Genomic DNA, 18,794 nt, shown 5'->3' on the forward strand with positions numbered 1-18,794 from the left:
TCTTTTCAATAAATGAGCGCATCAATGGAAAAGACTTCGTTTATTCACAAGCTAAGTTAATGTAAAAATTACCAAATCCATATAGATAAAGTAATTATTTAAATGATCTTCAAGTCATTAAATACATCTTTAACAAAAGAGACTAATTTCATGCAATTCTAAATCCACGTCCCTGCATAAGTCAAATTTTCATTTGTCATGGCTTGTACATAATCATATTTCAATTTGGTGATTTGCCTGAGATGTAAATAATCGTGAGCTAACCAATTCGCTAAAAATATAGCTGCACTCATTGCTCCCAACTTTGGATGTACATATGAATTTTTCCAATCTGGATTTTCGAGTTTTTCTAACCAAATGATCGATTTTTCTCTTTCTTTTAAAAAGTTACTCAACATCAATTCATAATCTTGTTCCAAATAGTTTCTTTCATTTACCCAAGTCAATGGATCGAATGACGGTAGTGTTTTTTCAGGATTTTTAAGTACTTGCCTAGTTCGCAATCTAAAATCTTCTCTTTCTTCATCGTATAAATGGCATACCACTTCTAAAATACACCATTTCTCAGGACTTGGTTTAAATGTGTACATCTCTTTTGAAAGTGCCGATAATAGATCTTTAAAAACAAGTCTATTTCTATCTAGTTCTTTGGTGATTTTTATGTGATCCATCTTTTCATATTTTTCTCATCAGAGGTAAAAATCTCCCGGGCGGATAGCTCTCAATTTTCCCAATTGTTATAAATCCACTCTTTTTATAAAAACCTTCCGCATTTGGATCCGAAACAACCTGAATAGGTTTTGTACTATGACTAACTAAACCTAATGTATAGTCGAGAAGTTTTTTACCATAACCTTTTCCAACAAATTCGGGTAAAATCCATAAATGATCTATCTCAAAAAAATCCCCTTCCTCAGATACACTACAAAATCCAATAATTTTTTCTTTAAACTGGGCAACCTGAACAGTATTTTGGGTGATATCATCAATCGAAATAAAGAGATCGTCCTTCCATTGTTCAATCCATTCATCAGGATACCCCCAATATTTTTTGGATGCAAGGCTGATTTGGTTTAAATGAGATTGATCTTTTATTTCTGCCTTTCGAAATTTTAGCATCATTCATAATAGCTTTAAAATCAATCAGATAAAATCAGATTAATTCACCATCCTGATAGACTCTTGTCTTCCATTTACGTAACGAAAACCAGTCTCACCAAAAAAACCATCTTCCTCAAGCATAATTCGGATATCCTTTCCCCATTCAGGAATGTTGACCGTTGTATTCAACTCTATGGCATAAACTGTATTATATTGAAGTGGGTAATCGCCATTTACAGGAACACCATCTTGCGCATCCCACATACCGAAAGTTGTCCCTGCACTGTGTCCGTAGGTGCCAAGTGGATGTGAATAAATTGAAGGCCTTAACCCTTCATTCTTGGCTTGATCTATAGATTGGCGTAAAATATTATTTCCAGTTTCGCCCTGAACAAAATTTCCGGTAAAAATATCCTGAACCCTATTTCCCTTTTTAAAAGCCATTTCCAAAAACGCAGGTACAGAAGTTTCACCCTTTTTAGGTACATAGGCGTGTTGTTGGCAGTCTGTGTTTAAACCGATATAGGTGATGCCAAAATCGCAATGAAGCAGATCTCCAGTCATGATAACGTCAGACTTTTCACCTTTAGAAAAGGATTCAATATGACTTTTTAAAGGCTCTTCCTTTCTTTGAATATCAACCGTAGGGTGAAACCAGGTCTCTAAACCTAAGTCAGTCACTTTTTGACGCATCCACCAAACTACATCATCCGAAGTAGTTATACCGGGTTGAATAACTTTATTCGAAAAAGCTTCAGCAATAATATCATGAGTAATTGTAACCAATGTCCGATAAAGCTCCATTTCCTTTTGAGTTCGAGTTTCGATCCAGGCAATAGAAAGTTTTTCGGCAGAAACTATTTTGTCTTGATAGCTTTTTGGCAAAACTGAAATCAATTCATCATAATCTGTTTTTACCAAGCCATCAGCTATATTAAAATGGGTTGAAGTATTTATTCCAATTTTCTTTGGATTTTTTTCTTGGATTATTTTCACCAAGGCTAACCATTGATCTGGTTGCACCTCCTTGTTCCAGGCCGATTGAATGTTGTTACCTACGTTATAACGAGCAACTGCTAATTTTTCAATGGTGTTTTTCTCTTTATTTCTGTAAAAGAGCAGAATCGTTCTTCTTCTAGCGTTTAACCAAGTTGAAGGAAGCATAGTGCGCATAACAGGATCTTCGTTATATTCTCTTGATATAATCAGCCACATATCGATACCTGTTTTATCCATTAATTGAGGTAAAAGATTGTTGAATCTATCTTCAAGGATTTCATCTCTTAATAAGGCACGATCTCTTTCAGGTAAAATTTGTGCATGAAGGAAAGCAGTAAAAAAAAGACAAATAATTAGGTTTATTTTCATGATATAAGATGATAGGAACTATTAATTTACAATGTTAAGGAAATAGATACAATTTCCTTGGATAACAGTGAAAATTTTAGCCGCTTTTATCTTAGATTTCTCTAATGATCACTACTTATTACTGGACTGTGAAATTTAGTAATTCCTTTGGAGAAATTTTAAAGGAGCCTGAAGCGTAAGTCTTTCTGATTAAACCTCGTGCTTTTTAGGTTTCCTTTTAGTTTTAAAAGCGATAAAAGCAAACAATAAGATCAAAATAAGGACACCTGTCAAGTAACCATAGCCAAATTCTGATAAATGGGCGAAGCCCAGCGATAAGAGGTAGATCAATTTTACCAAATAATACAATAAGAAACCCAGAGAAACGATATGAATCACTTTTTTAACTGCCATAAAAAATAAAAGGCCATCTAAAAAGATGGCCCTGATAGAGTAAAATTATTTTGTAACGGTTGTGGTTGTTGGAGAATAAATACCAAATGTCAAAACACTTACGAGCCCATTCACAAAGCTCAATTCAGTTTTTACATTGTAATCTTCAGCTCCCCCTGCCAAATCTTTGGGGTTTGATACATCGATTGGAGCAAGTCCTCCGATCAAGTAATGATTCCATTTTGTCGTTTTATCATTTCCTTTTGCGCCTTCTCCTACAACTGTAGTATAAGAATAGCAAGAGGTAAATAAAATTCCAGTGGCCATTAGCATGACAGCCATTTTTAATGTTCTTTTTATCATTATTAAGAAATTTAATATGACTAATAAAGTTATGGTTTTATTTAATTCCAAAGAGAAAATTCATGAATTATTTTGCTCCAAAAATCTCATTAATTTTTGTACTCGGCGTTTGTCAAAATGTAAAAAATCAAGCTATAAGATTTAGCTTGTTCGAATAATTGTATCAAAGGATGATCTGCGATGATCCTCCAAAGCTCCGCTTTGAAAATCAAAAAAGCAAGCTTTATGATTGCGATTGGCAATTAATTGTGATAAAGGATTATCTGCGATGATCCTCTAAAGCTCCGCTTTGAAAATCAAAAAAGCAAGCTTTATGATTTCGCTTGCTTTTTGATTTATTCGTGACCCCGACAGGATTCAAACCTGTAACCCTCAGAGCCGAAATCTGATGCGCTATTCAGTTGCGCCACGGGGCCATTTTACCTATAATTTCTTTAAATATTCTCTTCCTGATCCAGATTTTAAATACTTCTCTCTTTTTCTTGCCTCTAACCTCTCTTCAAACTCTTCAACATGGATGAGCTTCCATGGGACATATGCCTTCGTTGATTTGTTCTTACCTAAATTATGCTCTCTTACTCGCCGATCCAAATCCTTTGTGAAACCCGTATAGTTCCTATCAAAATTGACACTATTTAAAACGTAAACATAATACATTTTTACTTTTGCCGAAACCTGCCTGCCGGCAGGCAGGTCTGATGCGCTATTCAGTTGCGCCACGGGGCCATTTTACCTATAATCTCTTTAAATATTCTCTTCCTATTTTCAACTTAGGAGTTTCTTTACAACATCAGATATAGCTTTACCATCTGCCTTTCCTCCTAATGATTTTGAGGCCACTCCCATTACTTTCCCCATATCCTTCATCGAGTTCGCTCCCGTTTGGGTAATTATTTCTTCAATCGCTTTTTTTAATTCCTCCTCTGATAATTGTTGAGGTAAAAACTGTTCTAAAACTTTGGCTTGTGCTAATTCTGGTTCTGCCAAATCAGCTCTTCCCTGCTCTGCATAAATTGCAGCACTATCTTGTCTTTGCTTTACCAACTTCTGAACAATTTTAAGTTCATCAGCTTCAGATAAGGTGACATTCGTACCACTCGTATTCGCCAATAAGAAAGCAGATTTCAAGGCTCTAAGCGCTTCCAAAGCTACTGTATCTTTTGCTCTCATGGCTGTTTTAATATGCTCCATTATTTCTGTCTGTAAACTCATCCTTTTGTTGATTTAGGCCAGCAAAGATACTAAAAAGATCGGCAAATATTCTTTACGAAATTCTCTTTTTAATCTAAAAAATATGGGTTAATTACATCATTAATCATATCTTGCTCATATCCTTTCTGAGCTAAAAATAAATATAATTTTTGGCGCTTTTGGTATGAGTTAGATTCGGTAATGAGATTGTATTTTTTATTAGCCAAATTCTTGAGATTATACAAATACACATCTTCATCAATCTCTTTAAATCCAGATGCTATATTCCTTTCTGAAATTCCTTTAAGTTTTAAAGCAGCTTTTATTTTTACTCTACCCCAGGCCTTTTGACCGTACTTTCCTCTAACAAAGCTTTTGGCAAAACGTTCTTCATTTAAAAAATTATTTTCTAATAAATGTAAAATAATTTTTTCTTGTCCTTCTTGAATAATATGCATTTCTCTTAACTTCTGCTCTACTTCTGCATGACAGCGATCTTGGTAAACACAATATCTTTCTAAAAGAATTGTGGCTTCTTCAATTGTATATGTTAACCTTTTTCTTTCCATGCCATAAATACTAAAAATCAAATGTAATGTAGATCTAATAAATACACAAAGCCATACCTTATGAAACCAACATTTACCCTTTTTCTGTGTTTTGTATGTTCAATTTCAATCCAATCACAAACTTTGATCGCTAAACAAGGCTTCGAAACTTCCGAAGACACTTGGAATCCAGTAACTTTTTCAACACAACCTTGCACGAGTAATGGAGATACATGGGATTACCAAACGAGCTGGCAAGATCTCTTACCCACTGAAGGCACTCAGTTTTGGGCTATTGAAGATCTTCAGGGTGATTGTGGAAGTTCCAATTTCGAATCCATTTATTTATCAGAAATTGATATATCTTCTTTTAGACAAGTTCAACTTTCATTTGATTATTTTTTCAAAGGATACAACAGTACTGATAGAATTAAATATCAACTGATCATCAATAAAGAGGCTCTGGAAGAAGTCATGCTATACGCTCCAGGTACAGAAGGGAATACCGAAACTTGGAAATCAGAGTTTATCAATATTCCCAATTATGCAAAAACGGTTGAATTGATTATAAGTGTAAAACAAAATGCACAAGGGGATTATGCCGGATTTGACAATATTAAATTGGAGGGAATTGAAATTGTTCCATGTAGCCAATTGATGATTTCAGAGTTGGCCGAAGGAACATCATCTTCAAATCATAGAAATAACTATGTAGAGATTTATAATCCATCTGATTCGCCAATTGATCTAAGTAACTATGATTTGGTATCCTATAGAAATAGCAGTGAACAACACATCAGCCCCTTAAAACTTGAAGGAGTAATTCCCGCATACGGCGTCTTTCTCGTTGAAGATGAAACAGAAAATTTAAACATAAACGCTCAACTATCGACAAATTCTGCAGTACTTGATTTTACAGGAGACGATAAAATTGCATTACGCCAAAATGGAGAGATCATTGATTTAATAGGCAAAATAGGTGACTCTGTTCCCTTTTATGAAAACATAACCTTGCGAAGAAAGCGCGAAATAAATTTCCCAACAAGTGATTTTAATCAGAAAGAATGGATAATAGCTAGCTTGGAAGATATTTCTGATTTTAATCGGCATAACTCTTATTGTAAGGAAGCATCTCCTCAGATAACCCTTTTCGGAAATGGTATCGAAATTATTAGTAATAGCCCTGCTACCATTTATGAAAACAATACTTTTTTTGGCACACATACTATTTCAAATACGCCAATTTCAAAAGAATTCACCATTCGAAACCAAGGTATTGCCGACCTTGAGATTTCTTCCTTCACACTCCTTTATCATGCGGATATTTTTGAACTAGTGGCTCCAAATTCAATCATTATACCACCCGGTGGTAGTAGGAATTTCACTTTGTCTTTTTTACCTGATAAAACGGGATTCTTTGATAGTGAAATTCTTATAAAAAATAATGATCCTTCTCAAACCGACTTCAGACTGAAAATATATGCTGAAGTGGGTGGTGAAACAAACGGGCCATTATTGATCACGCAATACTATCAAGGCACTGGTTCAAACAAGTGGATAGAAATTACAAATACGAGCTCTCATATTATCCACGAGGGAGAATTCTATCTCTGTGCTTATACCAATGAAATGGCCTTTAATCCTCATAATGAAAAGCCTACAGTAACCAAAGCTATACCCACTCTAGAACCAGGTGAAAGTATATTATTTCATGACCCAAATGCCGTGGAACCTAACTACGCTTTAAATCTTCCAAAAATATCGAGTACAACAGCAAGGATAACAGGAAATGATATTTTACTGATTTCTTCTAATAACAAAGAAAAAAGTTGGGAAAATAGAATTGATGTAATAGGTACAGCCGGTCAATGGACAGAATCGGCAAGCTATGTGCGCAAATATGGTTGTGAAGACGCAAAACCCTTTTCGGTTTTTGATCCTACCCATTGGAATACATTAAGTATTGAAGCAGTAAATAGCGCAAAAAATGGATATAATGAAAAATTAGGAGAACACTATATAGGATCCGTAGTGTTTGAAAATGGCACTTGGACAAACGGACTGCCAGAAATAATTCGACCAATTACAATAAAAAGTAATTATAATACGCAAATACACGGAGAGTTTGAAGCTTGTCATATGATTGTTGATGAAAATGTTCAAGTAGAAATATCAGCGGGGAATTCAATTAAAATAGTAAATGACATTGTGAACAAGGGTAAAGTAATTGTTGATCATGAGGGATCGATTACAGCGTCAAACGATGAAGGATTAGTAAGCGGAAATGATTTTGAGATCCATAAAACGGTAAACAATCTTAAGCCAAATGACTATATCTATTGGTCATCCCCGGTGGTTGGGGCAGAAATTAGAAAAGTGTTCCCAAATTCAAATCCAAATTCCTTCTTTTGGTTTAACACGCAAGAATTTGAAGATAACGATAAAGACTCTTATGAAGACAATCACTTAAAAGGTTGGCAGATTGCCCAAGAAACAATGGCTAAAGGAAGGGGCTATACAGCTATGGCAGAAAATTTACTTCCCTTCAAGAGCGAACAACAATTTGTATTTAAAGGAAGTATAAACAACGGTAAAATATTGGTCCCCATTCAAATTAGCTCAAAAGATACTGTTCTAAATAATAATTGGAACTTTATTGGAAACCCATATCCTTCACCCATCGATATTCATCAATTATTGGCCAATGAAAACAACGCAAACTTGATCAATGGGGCGGTTTATTTCTGGACACACCATTCATCAGCTAATAATGGCAAATACAGTTCTTCAAATTACGCTGCCTACGTTGTGGGAACTGGCGGGATAAAAGCAGCTGATGACGGCTTAGAACCCTCAGGATATCTCGCATCTTGCCAAGGTGTTTTTGTCAATGCCAAAAAAGCCGGTCAATTAGAGTTCAACAATGGCATGCGCGTTAAAGATCCGGGCAATATTTTCTTTAAAAATGAAATAAAAGATAGAATCTGGTTGAGTGTAAGCAATAGTGAAGGAATTTACCATCAAATATTATTAGGCTTTTCGGCAGAAGCAACATCTGCATTTGATCCTCAACATGACGCCTTGCTTCCTCCTGGGGAAAATCTACTTTCATTTTATTCCTTAAACAAAGGAAATAAGTTTATTATTCAAGGTCTTGAACCCTTTCATGAAGAGCAGGTTATTCATTTAGGTTTTAATAAGAATATCGAAGAAGCGATAGAATTAAACCTGAAGCTAGATAGAGCTGAAGGTGAATTATTAGAAAGAAAAGTGTTGTTATACGACAAATCAATGAATGTAATTCACGACATGAAAAACAGCTATCAATTTAGTTTAGGCAAAAATGAAGCATACAACGATAGATTTCAGTTGTTTTTCAAAGAAGAAAAAAAGTTAATTTTTGATACGGATGAATTGGAAGTCGAGGTGACAGTAAAAACGAATCCTGAAGCGATACTTTTTGAAACGAATGGTAAGAAAAAAATTATAAAAACTGAGGTCTTTGACCTTCTAGGAAGGAGTATAATAGAACGAAAACTAAATCATCATGAATGGATTCTACAAAAACAAGATCTCAAAGATCATTTTTATATTGTTCAATTACAGTTTGATGATTATACGGTTTACAACAAAAAACTAATTATTAATAAATAAAAAATAAACCTGCCCTTTGGCAGGTTTATTTATCAAATTCATCCTATTTCTTTACCGTCTTTATCAAAAAACTGGTATTCTAAGTATGGAAAAGCGTCACGGGAAATAATTTTAATCCACTTTTTATATTTCATAAACCACTTAAATCTTACTGATTGTAATCCTTTTGTTAGGTAAGCTGCAATAAAGGTATGTGCATGTAGCACTATTCCTTCATGCTTTTCTTCAATCAATCTGTTTAGGTCGGCTTCAATTTTATCTGCCAAAACAATTGGAGCTTCTACTTTTCCACTGCTAGGCACTACTTCTTTTGTTTCGATATTTCTTTCTTGTCTCACCCTTTGGCGAGTAATCTGAACCAGTCCAAATTTACTCGGTGGTAAAATTTTATGCTTAGTTCGATTATTCTTCATTTCCTCGCGAAGGTGATCGAATAATTTTCTTTTGTGTTCTGCAGAATGCATATCGATAAAATCGACAACAATGATACCGCCCATATCACGTAATTGCAATTGACGAGCAATTTCTGTTGCTGCGATCATATTTACTTCCAATGCCGTTTCTGCCTGCGAATTCGCTTTGTTAGACCGATTTCCGCTATTTACATCAATCACATGTAAAGCTTCGGTATGTTCTATGACCAGATAAGCACCCTTGCGCATTGAAACCGTTTTACCAAATAAGGCTTTAATTTGTTTTTCAATACCGTAAAAGTCGAAAATAGGTACTCTTGCTTTATGTAATTTAGCGATTGATTCCTTTTCTGGCGCAATACCACGCAAATATTCACAAACTTCCTCATGTAAATTAGGGTCGTTCGTCACAATACTTGTAAAAGAATCATTAAAAATATCTCTCAAAATTGAAGAAGCTCGATTCATTTCAGACAACACTTTACTAGGTGCTTTTGCCTGTTGGATCTGTTTGCACATATTTACCCATCTTTGCATGGTATTCTGCAAATCCTTATCTAATTCTGCTACTTTTATATCTTGTGCAACAGTTCTGAGAATTACCCCAAAACCTTTTGGCACGATACTTTTAGCTAGTCTTTTTAGACGATCTTTTTCTTTATTACTACTTATTTTTTGAGAAACAGATATTCTGTTTGAGAAGGGTACCAAAACCAGGTACCTTCCAGCGATTGATAATTCTGAACTAATTCTGGGACCTTTCGTTGAAATGGGTTCTTTTACTATTTGAACCAACAATTCTTGCCCAGCTTTTATCACTTCATCAATTTTACCGCCTTTGTCGATATCTTTTTCGAAACGGAAGTTTTTAAGTGTATAATCTTTTAATTTCCCTGTGCGTACTAATTTAGTGAATTTTGAAAATGAAAGGAGTTGCGGACCTAAATCGTGGTAATGTAAAAAAGCATCTTTTTCACTTTTTACATCCACGAAGGCTGCATTTAATCCGGTAAGTGTTTTCTTTACTTTTGCTAAGAAAATATCTCCTACCGAAAAATTATTATCAACTACCTCATTGTGTAATTCAACTAATTTTCCATCTTTTAATAGGGCAAAATCAATATCCGAGGAATTCGATCTAATGATTAATTCTGTTTTCACTCTATACAAATTTATACCCATGGTAAAATACACGTATTTTACCTTGAGATGATTATTAAATACGTTTTTAATGTTTACCGTTCGAAGTTTATAAAAACTTCTATTTCAATGAACTTGTTCGTAAATGTCGTAAAAAAGAAGTAGGTGAACAAGTCACCTACCTATTTATTTTTTCTTTTTATGACGATTTTGTCTGCTTCTTTTCTTACGCTTGTGCGTTGAGATTTTACTACGTTTTCTTTTTTTTCCGCTTGGCATAATTTCAAGTTTTTTAATTACTATTTAACTTCAACGCTGTTCTTCACACTTTCAACAAAAACCTTAGCTGGTTTAAAAGCAGGAATATTATGCGCAGGAATCTTTATTGTTGTGTTCTTAGAAATATTTCTACCAGTTTTCTCAGCTCTTTCTTTTACAATAAAACTACCAAAACCCCTTAAGTAAACATTTTCACCTTTGCTTAACGAACCCTTTATTTCTGCCATTAAATCTTCAACAACTCTTAAAACATCACCTTTTTCAATTCCTGAATTATCTGCAATGCTGGCAACGATCTCTGCTTTAGTCATTCTTAATTATTATTAAAATTATTTATATTCATTATTCGGGCGGCAAAGATATAATAATAAATCAATTTTAAAAAGCTAAATCCTTAAAATTTAATAAGATATATTTGCAATCCCATTAGGAACGGCTATTTTTTTATGATCATAAGTAACCTATTAATTTCGTGGTATTTAGCTAATAAAAGGGAGTTGCCTTGGAGACAAACTAAAGATCCTTATACAATTTGGCTATCTGAGGTGATTTTACAACAAACCAGAATAGCACAAGGCACGGCATATTTTATCCGATTTACAAAAGAGTTTCCTACTGTATTCGACCTTGCAACTGCAAATGAAGATGAAGTACTTAAACTTTGGCAAGGATTAGGCTATTATTCAAGAGCCCGAAATCTTCACTATACCGCAAAGTACATAGTTAATGAATTAAATGGTGTTTTCCCTAATAGCTATAAGTCTTTAAAAAAAATGAAAGGCATTGGTGATTATACGGCTTCAGCAATTGCTTCAATCTGTTTTAACGAAGTTCAGGCTGTTGTTGATGGCAATGTCTACAGAGTCCTTTCGAGATATTTTAACGTTAAAACTGCGATTAATTCCTCTCGTGGCATAAAAGAATTTAAAGAAATCGCACAAAATATTATCTCTAAAGAAAATCCTGGATTACACAATGAAGCAATAATGGAGCTCGGCGCATTGATCTGCACGCCAAAAAATCCAAATTGTGGTGCTTGCCCCTTGTCAGGATCTTGTTTAGCTCTGAAAAAAAACAAAATAGATTCGCTTCCACTTAAACTTAAAAAGACCAAAATCAGAACGCGCTATTTCAATTTTTTAGTGGTTAATATCAATAACCAAAGCACGATTTTAGAACAGAGGAAAGAGAATGATATATGGAAACATCTTTATCAATTTCCACTTGTTGAATCGAATGAAGAGTTGTCACACGAATCAATACTGACTTCTGATAATTTAGAAAAATTGATTCAGGATAAATCATTACAACTGAAGTTATTCAACCAAAATAATATTGTACATATTCTCACACATCAAAAAATACTTGCAAAATTCTGGATCATCAACACAAAAAGCGATCATAAAAACGCCGTAGAATGGAATAATGTAAGTAATTTTGCAGTACCTGTAATTATCTCTAATTTTTTGGAGAAATTTCGTTGAGTGAAAATTTATTTATCTTTGATTCAAATTAGGATTTTATGGCAAACTCTTTAAACAAAGCGATGTTGATCGGCCATTTGGGTGATGATGTTAAAATACATTATTTTGACAAGGGGAACTGTTTGGCGAGATTCCCTATTGCGACCAATGAAACTTTTGTAAACAAACAAAGTGGAGAAAGAATAACGAATACCGAATGGCACAATGTAGTTGTGCGCAATAAGCTAGCGGAACTTTGCGAAAAATATTTAAGTAAAGGTGACAGGGTCTATGTAGAAGGCAGGATTAAAACAAGAAGTTATGAGCAAGACGGACAAAAGAAATATTCCACAGAAATTCATGCGAATGAAATGACTTTCCTCACTACAAAAAAGGACCTATCAGTTGGCGCAAGTCCTGCTCAACAGACACATCAGGGTCAAGCTCCACAGCACAGTTCAACAGCTAATGACGAGGAAGATGATTTACCATTTTGATTTGTTGCTTATTAACTAAATTTATTTGAATTTGGACCCCGAACCGCGGATTTTTCTTTTTTTATCAAATATAGATTGGCCTGTTGTCTTTAGCGTTTTAACGCTCATTGGCTTACTTTTTTCTTCTGCAATCATTTCTGGATCAGAAGTGGCTTTCTTTTCCTTAACCAAAACTGATCTATCAGAAGAAAAAACGAAAAAAGGAAATATGAAATTAGTTGCTGAATTACTGAGTAATCCTGCCAAATTACTAGCAACCATCTTGATTTCTAATAATTTCATCAACATTCTTTTTGTTTTAATCTTTGCCTTTACAGGCGATTATTTTTTTGGATCTGTTGGCAATGCAGTTATAAAATTCTTACTAGAGATTGTTTTAGTCACCTTTTTATTGCTCCTATTTGGCGAGGTTCTACCTAAAATTTATGCCAGTAGAAATGCTGTACATTTTGCGGCATTGATGGCTAAACCATTAAATATTTTAAACTCTTTTTTTACTTTTCTAAGTTTTCCTCTTATCAATCTAACCAGTTTTTTAGAGCAAAGACTAACAAAAAAAAATAGTGAGTTTAATGTTGAAGTGCTTTCTCAAGCTCTTGAACTCACGTCTAAAACAGCCACAACAAAAGAAGAAAAAAAGATTTTACAAGGTATTGTCACTTTTGGAAATACAGAAACATCTGAAGTCATGTGTCCGAGAATGGATATTTTTGCCATTAATATGGAAGAGGAGTTTTTGGACGTGATGAAAAAAATTATAGACAATGGTCACTCAAGGATACCGGTATATGAAGATAATATAGATAATATCATTGGAGTTTTATATATCAAAGATTTAATCCCTCATTTGAATAAAAAAACCTTTAAATGGCAAAAATTACTTCGTAAGCCATTCTTTGTTCCCGAGAACAAAAAATTAGACGATTTGCTGAGAGAATTTCAAGAAATGAAAAATCATTTAGCCGTTGTAGTAGATGAATATGGCGGGACTTGTGGGATCATCACATTGGAAGATATCATTGAAGAAATTGTTGGAGATATAAGTGACGAATTTGACGAACAAGATGCTCAATTCACTAAAATTGACTCCTACAACTATCTATTTGAAGGCAGGGTTTCTCTAAAGGATTTTTTCAAGATTACTAAAATAAATCCTGTAGTTTTTGAGTCGTATATGGAAGATGCAGAAACAATTGCAGGATTGATACTGGAAATAACAGGAAGATACCCCAAAAGGAAAGAAAAAATTAATATTGGACCATATGTCATCTCAATTGAATCTTTAGATTTAAAAAGAATAAAACAGGTAAAAGTAACTTTACCTGAGACATCTAAAACAGTTTAGCATGAATCGATTTATCTTTTATTGCAGTTTTTTCATATTAGTCACACTATTCTCATGTAAGGAAGATATCTTTCCTAAACCAAAAGCACAATTGCGTTTGCAATATCCTGATTCAAACTATCTTTTTTTAACTTCTGATTGCCCTTATACTTTTGAATATTCAGAATTAGCAACCATTAGCACGAACGAGAAATGCTGGACAAATATTTACTATCCAACACTCAAAGCGAGTATCAACATTACTTATAGACCCATAGAAAATAATTTACAAGAGCTGTTTATGGAGTCTGAAAAACTAACCTTTAATCATACAATTAAAGCAGATGGTATCAGCTCTTTGCCTTTCGCAAATAAAGAGCATCAAACCTATGGATCATTATTTGAGGTAACGGGAAACGCAGCCTCTCCTTTGCAATTTCACCTTACAGACAGTATAAAGCATTTTATAACCGGTGCGGTGTATTTTGATGTAAGTCCTAATTTTGACTCTATTCAACCAGCCATTTCCTATATAGAAAAAGATTTACAGAAAATTATGGAGACTACTTCTTGGAAAAATTAAGGAAATGAAGAAATCAGATTATTTGTATTCAAGAACTGTAAGAATTTGGCTGATCATAGGGTTGGTCATGTTATTAGGTCAGGTAATCTTAGGTGGAATTACACGGCTAACTGGATCAGGTTTATCCATCACCAAATGGGATGTGGTCACAGGAGTAATACCACCAATGACTGAGCAAGATTGGTTAAAAGAATTCGACCTTTATAAAGAAACACCTCAATACCAGAAAATCAATAGTGCATTTGATCTGAATGAATTCAAATACATTTATTTTTGGGAATTTTTTCATCGATTTTGGGTTCGTGCCTTAGGACTAATCTTCTTATTTCCATTCCTTTATTTTGTTTTTTCAAAAAAAATTGACGGTAAACTGGTTAAGCGCTTAGGGCTTGTTATTCTTTTGACATTATTAACAGCGTCTGCGGGTTGGATTATGGTTCAAAGTGGACTTGTAAATAGGCCTTGGGTAAATGCTTATAAGCTCACACTACATTTTATATTGGCAAGCTTAACTATTTCTGCACTCGTATGGATCATCGCAGATGTTTATAGATTTGGCGAAGATGCAAAAAACGTTTCCAAAAAATTTGTTCAATGGTTAATAGGTATAACTTTCTTACAACTTATTTTTGCCGGAATGATGAGCGGAATGAAAGCCGGATTATATTACCCAACTTGGCCAGATATGAATGGTCAAATAATTCCCAACGTTTTATTAGAAATTGGAAATTGGAAATTGGAAAATCTAACCAACTATGATAGTTATTTATTTGCACCTGCCCTTATTCAATTTATTCATAGAGCAATAGCTTATTTGCTTCTAATACTGACTTTTATTCTCTTTTTCAAATACCGTTCGAAATTAACGGATACCCCATTGCATTGGATTTGGATTGTATTTATCTTGATTAACATCCAAGTATTATTGGGTATTTTTACCTTATTAAACATCAAAGGTGCAGCAATACCTCTTTTTTTAGGGGTATCACATCAACTAGTGGGTTTACTCTTTTTTATTGGATTACTTTTCTTTTACTTTTCTCTACGGAAAAATAGGGCATAAAAAAAGGCTGCCTTGGCAACCTTTAAAAATTCCGAGAGTTTATTCTCGTTTAGCTTTGACTAATGTAAATTAGTGAGCGCCTTCTTTTACGTCAGCTTTTACTGAATCAATTACAGCAGCAGCCTCATCAGTAGCTTCATTTACAGCTTCAACAGCCTCATCAGCAGCCTCATTTACAGCTTCAACAGCCTCATCAGCAGCCTCAGATACAGCTTCAACAGCCTCTGTCGCATCTTCTTGCGCTCCTTTAGCAGTTTCTTTACAAGAAACGGCAATTAAACCAATAATTGCGAATGTCAAAATACCTTTTAATAATTTCATAGTTTAAATATTTAGTTTGTATGTAAAAACGCACAAACCTACTCATATAATCATAATAAAACAAATTTTTCTTAAATTTATCATAAAACTTAATTCACACATAACTCATTCAATATTAACTGATTAAATATTTACTTAAAAAAAAGAAAGCCCTCCGTGAGGAAGGCTCTTAAATTTTAACAAAAAAAACGGCTTAAATACCTGCTTTATATTTGAATTTTTGAGTGCCAACTGAAGCTTCAGCCATTACTCCGCCCATTGGATCAGTAATTATAGCAACACCATCTTGATAAGCTATGTCGGCAGAAACTCCTTTTTCAAGGGCTACTGCTGAAGCTTCTCCTGAAAACTTAAACTTACCATTTGTAAATCTGTCTAGGGCAGCCTTATCTTCAAAGAAGACAACCTCTCTATATTGCTGTCCACCTGCTTGAAGACCAAAGGTTGCCTGCATCAATGTTGCTTTTCCAATGACGGTTCCCTTTTCAAAAACAAGCCCTTCACCACCTGCTCCACCGATCCCTAAACCAGCTTTGGTTATTTTTGGAAAGATGGCATAACCGTAAGCATTAGCAAAGTACTTTGACAATGAAGGATCTTCTTTTATTAATTCTTTCATACCAGATTTAACCTCATCGGCTAATTTTGTATCCTGCGGATAAACAACTGAAAATCCTGCAGCCTTCACTGCACCCTCAACAGTCTTAGCAGCTTCATTTGCTACCTCTCCTAGGTCTTCTGCGGCATCGACAGCATCATCCATTGCTTCTTCAACTTCCTCGGCAGCGTCCGAAACTGCGTCACTTACATCATCTGCAGTTTCTTGAACAGCCTCAACGGCATCTTGCACATCCTTTTCTGCTCCTTTTTTGGTTTCCTTACAAGCGATCACAGTTGTTGCAAGAAAAATGAGAGCAATTCCTAATTTAATTAATTTCATAGTTTAAATATTTTAATGGTTTGTTCTACAATATTACTAAAATTTATTCAACCAACTGGCTTCTGACCACTGTATATAGATCCCCTCCGCCTGTGGCCTCAATGACATCATTTATTCTTTTTTCATCTATTAAATTGGCATCAAACTCAATCACACCTTTTTTTTGCTCAAAGCTCACTGTCGCAAGTTGCACTCCCTCAGTTTTCGAAAGTTTTGATTCAATCAACTTAGCACATCCAATTTCACATGTCATGCCCTCTATATCGACTTCAACTTTTTTAATTTCCTTAACAACTTCTTTCTGAGAAAGTTTAAATTCTTTGTCCGATTTAGTACAGCTAAAAAACAATAATAGAAATGTGGTGCTAAGAATAAATATAAGCTTTTGCATAGTAGTTAATTTTCTTCAAAGTTATTAATTAAAATAATTTATTTGATTTTTGCATGAACTAATTCTAACAGCTATGAATGAGAAACAATTGCGATGGTTTTATCTTATCACACTATCGCTTATATGGGGTAGTTCATTTATTCTAATGAAAAAAGCTCTTATTGGACTAAGCCCTTTGCAGGTTGGTGCACTTCGAATCTCGATTGCAGCCATTTTTCTCAGCCTGATAGGCATTAAAAAACTAAAAGAAATAGAGTCAAAAGAATGGAAATATCTGATTCTATCCGCCTTTTGCGGTACATTTTTTCCTGTATTTCTATTTATATATGCCGTATACCACATTGATAGCTCTATTGCTTCCATTCTCAATTCTTTAACTCCCTTAAACACCTTGATCATAGGAGTGCTTTTTTTTGGGGTTGCATTTATAAAAAAGCAATTCTTGGGTATATTAGTTGGATTGACTGGTGCTGTTCTTTTAATTCTGAAAGGATCTGAAATAAATCCTGATCAAAATTATTTTTATGCACTTTTTATAATTCTGGCCTCTGTGGGCTATGGCCTAAATGTAAATCTTGTAAAGAAACATTTGAGTAACGTTAACGCAACAACAATTACCATCAGTAATTTTGTCTTCCTGCTAATACCTTCTTTAATTGTATTGTTCTATTCCGGTTTTTTTGAGATTACTTTTAACAAGGATGTAAATATTTCTCTAGTTTACGTTTCACTTTTATCCATCGTTTGCACGGCCTTAGCTAATATTTTATTTTATAAAATGGTACACATTTCATCTCCTATTTTTGCAAGTTCTGTAACTTACTTAATTCCTTTAGTTGCCATTTTTTGGGGAATAATGGATGGTGAACACTTAACTATTTTACAACTACTCTTTGGGACACTCATCATTTTTGGTGTGTATTTGATCAACTCAGCGAAAAAATAAATCATTTTCTTTTTAGAAAAAGATTCACCCAACAGTATAACAAACTTTATTTATATGAATGGAATAAAAAATTTCAAATTATTTTCAATTTGCTTATTCATATAAAAAATGTATATTTGCACCCTCAAAATCTGGATAAGGTTTTGATTTTAATCAAATAAGCGAAAAACAGATTAACTATGTATGCAATTGTAGAGATAGCAGGGCAACAATTTAAAGTTAAAAAAGACCAAAAGGTTTTTGTGAATCGTTTACAACAAGAAGAAGGATCAAATATTTCTTTTGATAATGTATTGTTGTTAGACGATGGCAAAGTAACCATTGGCGCCCCAGTTATAGAAGGTGCAGAAGTAACTGCAAAAATTCTAAAACACCTAAAAGGTGACAAGGTAATCGTCTTCAAAAAGAAAAGAAGAAAAGGTTACAAAAAGAAAAACGGACACCGTCAGTCTTTATCAGAAATCGTAATTGAATCTATTTCAGCTACTGGTGGAAAGAAAAAAGAAGCGGTAAAGTCTGAAGAAAAACCAGCTAAAAAAACGGTAAAAAAGACAGCTGCTAAAAAAGCAGACGATTTGAAAAAAGTTGAAGGAATTGGACCTAAGATAGCTTCTTTATTCGTAGAAGCGGGAATCGATTCTTTTAAGAAATTAGCTCAAACAGATGTAGCCAAATTAAAAGAAATTTTAGAAGCTGCAGGTTCTCAGTATGCTAATAAAGTTCCAGATTCTTGGCCAGCACAAGCACAAATGGCGGCAGATGGAAAATGGGATGAATTGGCTAAATGGCAAGAAGACGTAAAAGGAGGAATTGAAAAATAATCTCCTGAATCAATAA

Annotated in this window: 21 protein-coding genes and 1 tRNA gene; 8 read left to right on the forward strand and 14 right to left on the reverse strand. The window is 34.1% G+C overall.

Going from position 1 to position 18,794, the window contains the following annotated elements; genetic code table 11:
- Window positions 1–158 precede the first annotated feature (158 nt).
- The 9 genes from ACFQ39_RS00385 to ACFQ39_RS00425 all read right to left on the reverse strand — a co-directional run bounded on the left by ACFQ39_RS00385 (window position 159) and on the right by ACFQ39_RS00425 (window position 4,964).
- Entirely contained in the window at window positions 159–671 is a 513-nt protein-coding gene (locus tag ACFQ39_RS00385; protein ID WP_377175307.1) for a DinB family protein, read from the reverse strand.
- 4 nt (window positions 672–675) lie between these two features.
- Window positions 676–1,122, reverse strand: coding sequence for a GNAT family N-acetyltransferase (locus ACFQ39_RS00390; protein ID WP_377175310.1), 447 nt, complete (start codon window positions 1,120–1,122; stop codon window positions 676–678).
- A 36-nt stretch (window positions 1,123–1,158) separates the two neighbouring features.
- Window positions 1,159–2,469, reverse strand: coding sequence for a M24 family metallopeptidase (locus ACFQ39_RS00395; protein ID WP_377175312.1), 1,311 nt, complete (start codon window positions 2,467–2,469; stop codon window positions 1,159–1,161).
- Window positions 2,470–2,658: 189 nt separating this feature from the next.
- Window positions 2,659–2,862, reverse strand: a complete 204-nt coding sequence (locus ACFQ39_RS00400; protein ID WP_377175315.1) for a hypothetical protein — start codon at window positions 2,860–2,862, stop codon at window positions 2,659–2,661.
- A 45-nt stretch (window positions 2,863–2,907) separates the two neighbouring features.
- Entirely contained in the window at window positions 2,908–3,204 is a 297-nt protein-coding gene (locus ACFQ39_RS00405) for a Bor family protein (protein WP_377175317.1), read from the reverse strand.
- Window positions 3,205–3,546: 342 nt separating this feature from the next.
- A tRNA-Arg gene (locus tag ACFQ39_RS00410) sits at window positions 3,547–3,620 on the reverse strand.
- 7 nt (window positions 3,621–3,627) lie between these two features.
- Window positions 3,628–3,924 (reverse strand): GIY-YIG nuclease family protein, encoded by a 297-nt coding sequence (locus ACFQ39_RS00415; protein WP_377175319.1) that lies wholly within the window; start codon window positions 3,922–3,924, stop codon window positions 3,628–3,630.
- A 45-nt stretch (window positions 3,925–3,969) separates the two neighbouring features.
- Complete coding sequence (locus tag ACFQ39_RS00420; protein ID WP_377175321.1) at window positions 3,970–4,416, reverse strand: GatB/YqeY domain-containing protein; 447 nt, start codon at window positions 4,414–4,416, stop codon at window positions 3,970–3,972.
- A gap of 68 nt (window positions 4,417–4,484) precedes the next feature.
- Window positions 4,485–4,964: a regulatory protein RecX gene (locus ACFQ39_RS00425; RefSeq protein ID WP_377175323.1), complete on the reverse strand. Its 480-nt coding sequence runs from the start codon at window positions 4,962–4,964 to the stop codon at window positions 4,485–4,487.
- A 60-nt stretch (window positions 4,965–5,024) separates the two neighbouring features.
- On the opposite strand from ACFQ39_RS00425, the gene ACFQ39_RS00430 reads away from it, so the two are divergent.
- Window positions 5,025–8,597: a lamin tail domain-containing protein gene (locus ACFQ39_RS00430; protein WP_377175325.1), complete on the forward strand. Its 3,573-nt coding sequence runs from the start codon at window positions 5,025–5,027 to the stop codon at window positions 8,595–8,597.
- Between the two features lie 38 nt (window positions 8,598–8,635).
- Here the strand turns inward: ACFQ39_RS00430 and ACFQ39_RS00435 are convergent, their stop codons facing one another.
- Window positions 8,636–10,171 carry an Rne/Rng family ribonuclease gene (locus tag ACFQ39_RS00435; protein WP_377175327.1) on the reverse strand — a complete coding sequence of 512 codons (1,536 nt, stop codon included), beginning with the start codon at window positions 10,169–10,171 and terminating at the stop codon, window positions 8,636–8,638.
- A 278-nt stretch (window positions 10,172–10,449) separates the two neighbouring features.
- Window positions 10,450–10,740, reverse strand: coding sequence for an HU family DNA-binding protein (locus ACFQ39_RS00440; RefSeq protein ID WP_377175329.1), 291 nt, complete (start codon window positions 10,738–10,740; stop codon window positions 10,450–10,452).
- A 135-nt stretch (window positions 10,741–10,875) separates the two neighbouring features.
- Here ACFQ39_RS00440 and mutY point away from each other — a divergent pair, with 135 nt between their 5' ends.
- The 5 genes from mutY to ACFQ39_RS00465 are packed head-to-tail and all read left to right on the forward strand — an operon-like array spanning window position 10,876 to window position 15,359.
- Window positions 10,876–11,913 (forward strand): A/G-specific adenine glycosylase, encoded by a 1,038-nt coding sequence (gene mutY, locus ACFQ39_RS00445; RefSeq protein WP_377175331.1) that lies wholly within the window; start codon window positions 10,876–10,878, stop codon window positions 11,911–11,913.
- A gap of 38 nt (window positions 11,914–11,951) precedes the next feature.
- Entirely contained in the window at window positions 11,952–12,389 is a 438-nt protein-coding gene (locus ACFQ39_RS00450) for a single-stranded DNA-binding protein (RefSeq protein WP_377175333.1), read from the forward strand.
- Between the two features lie 25 nt (window positions 12,390–12,414).
- Window positions 12,415–13,734, forward strand: a complete 1,320-nt coding sequence (gene gldE, locus ACFQ39_RS00455) for a gliding motility-associated protein GldE (protein ID WP_377175335.1) — start codon at window positions 12,415–12,417, stop codon at window positions 13,732–13,734.
- Window position 13,735: 1 nt separating this feature from the next.
- Window positions 13,736–14,296, forward strand: coding sequence for a gliding motility lipoprotein GldD (gene gldD / locus ACFQ39_RS00460; RefSeq protein WP_377175337.1), 561 nt, complete (start codon window positions 13,736–13,738; stop codon window positions 14,294–14,296).
- Between the two features lie 4 nt (window positions 14,297–14,300).
- Window positions 14,301–15,359, forward strand: coding sequence for a COX15/CtaA family protein (locus ACFQ39_RS00465; RefSeq protein ID WP_377175339.1), 1,059 nt, complete (start codon window positions 14,301–14,303; stop codon window positions 15,357–15,359).
- A gap of 69 nt (window positions 15,360–15,428) precedes the next feature.
- Here ACFQ39_RS00465 and ACFQ39_RS00470 read toward each other — a convergent pair whose 3' ends face one another.
- The 3 genes from ACFQ39_RS00470 to ACFQ39_RS00480 all read right to left on the reverse strand — a co-directional run bounded on the left by ACFQ39_RS00470 (window position 15,429) and on the right by ACFQ39_RS00480 (window position 17,011).
- Window positions 15,429–15,659 carry a hypothetical protein gene (locus tag ACFQ39_RS00470; protein ID WP_377175341.1) on the reverse strand — a complete coding sequence of 77 codons (231 nt, stop codon included), beginning with the start codon at window positions 15,657–15,659 and terminating at the stop codon, window positions 15,429–15,431.
- 214 nt (window positions 15,660–15,873) lie between these two features.
- Window positions 15,874–16,620: a lipid-binding SYLF domain-containing protein gene (locus ACFQ39_RS00475; RefSeq protein WP_377175342.1), complete on the reverse strand. Its 747-nt coding sequence runs from the start codon at window positions 16,618–16,620 to the stop codon at window positions 15,874–15,876.
- A 43-nt stretch (window positions 16,621–16,663) separates the two neighbouring features.
- Window positions 16,664–17,011, reverse strand: a complete 348-nt coding sequence (locus tag ACFQ39_RS00480; RefSeq protein WP_377175344.1) for a heavy-metal-associated domain-containing protein — start codon at window positions 17,009–17,011, stop codon at window positions 16,664–16,666.
- Between the two features lie 73 nt (window positions 17,012–17,084).
- Between ACFQ39_RS00480 and ACFQ39_RS00485 the strand changes: the two genes are divergently transcribed.
- Complete coding sequence (locus ACFQ39_RS00485; protein ID WP_377175345.1) at window positions 17,085–17,957, forward strand: DMT family transporter; 873 nt, start codon at window positions 17,085–17,087, stop codon at window positions 17,955–17,957.
- Between the two features lie 179 nt (window positions 17,958–18,136).
- Window positions 18,137–18,778 (forward strand): 50S ribosomal protein L21, encoded by a 642-nt coding sequence (gene rplU, locus ACFQ39_RS00490; RefSeq protein ID WP_377175347.1) that lies wholly within the window; start codon window positions 18,137–18,139, stop codon window positions 18,776–18,778.
- Window positions 18,779–18,794 lie beyond the last annotated feature (16 nt).

The sequence above is a fragment of the Namhaeicola litoreus genome, assembly GCF_042679565.1.
Lineage (GTDB): Bacteria > Bacteroidota > Bacteroidia > Flavobacteriales > Flavobacteriaceae > Namhaeicola > Namhaeicola litoreus.

Bases quoted from the DNA above. Each gene is read 5' to 3' on its own strand.
- ACFQ39_RS00385 (WP_377175307.1), bottom strand. From the start codon at position 671: ATGGATCACATAAAAATCACCAAAGAACTAGATAGAAATAGACTTGTT.
- ACFQ39_RS00390 (WP_377175310.1), bottom strand. From the start codon at position 1,122: ATGATGCTAAAATTTCGAAAGGCAGAAATAAAAGATCAATCTCATTTA.
- ACFQ39_RS00395 (WP_377175312.1), bottom strand. From the start codon at position 2,469: ATGAAAATAAACCTAATTATTTGTCTTTTTTTTACTGCTTTCCTTCAT.
- ACFQ39_RS00400 (WP_377175315.1), bottom strand. From the start codon at position 2,862: ATGGCAGTTAAAAAAGTGATTCATATCGTTTCTCTGGGTTTCTTATTG.
- ACFQ39_RS00405 (WP_377175317.1), bottom strand. From the start codon at position 3,204: ATGATAAAAAGAACATTAAAAATGGCTGTCATGCTAATGGCCACTGGA.
- ACFQ39_RS00420 (WP_377175321.1), bottom strand. From the start codon at position 4,416: ATGAGTTTACAGACAGAAATAATGGAGCATATTAAAACAGCCATGAGA.
- ACFQ39_RS00425 (WP_377175323.1), bottom strand. From the start codon at position 4,964: ATGGAAAGAAAAAGGTTAACATATACAATTGAAGAAGCCACAATTCTT.
- ACFQ39_RS00430 (WP_377175325.1), top strand. From the start codon at position 5,025: ATGAAACCAACATTTACCCTTTTTCTGTGTTTTGTATGTTCAATTTCA.
- ACFQ39_RS00440 (WP_377175329.1), bottom strand. From the start codon at position 10,740: ATGACTAAAGCAGAGATCGTTGCCAGCATTGCAGATAATTCAGGAATT.
- mutY (WP_377175331.1), top strand. From the start codon at position 10,876: ATGATCATAAGTAACCTATTAATTTCGTGGTATTTAGCTAATAAAAGG.
- ACFQ39_RS00450 (WP_377175333.1), top strand. From the start codon at position 11,952: ATGGCAAACTCTTTAAACAAAGCGATGTTGATCGGCCATTTGGGTGAT.
- gldD (WP_377175337.1), top strand. From the start codon at position 13,736: ATGAATCGATTTATCTTTTATTGCAGTTTTTTCATATTAGTCACACTA.
- ACFQ39_RS00465 (WP_377175339.1), top strand. From the start codon at position 14,301: ATGAAGAAATCAGATTATTTGTATTCAAGAACTGTAAGAATTTGGCTG.
- ACFQ39_RS00475 (WP_377175342.1), bottom strand. From the start codon at position 16,620: ATGAAATTAATTAAATTAGGAATTGCTCTCATTTTTCTTGCAACAACT.
- ACFQ39_RS00480 (WP_377175344.1), bottom strand. From the start codon at position 17,011: ATGCAAAAGCTTATATTTATTCTTAGCACCACATTTCTATTATTGTTT.
- ACFQ39_RS00485 (WP_377175345.1), top strand. From the start codon at position 17,085: ATGAATGAGAAACAATTGCGATGGTTTTATCTTATCACACTATCGCTT.
- rplU (WP_377175347.1), top strand. From the start codon at position 18,137: ATGTATGCAATTGTAGAGATAGCAGGGCAACAATTTAAAGTTAAAAAA.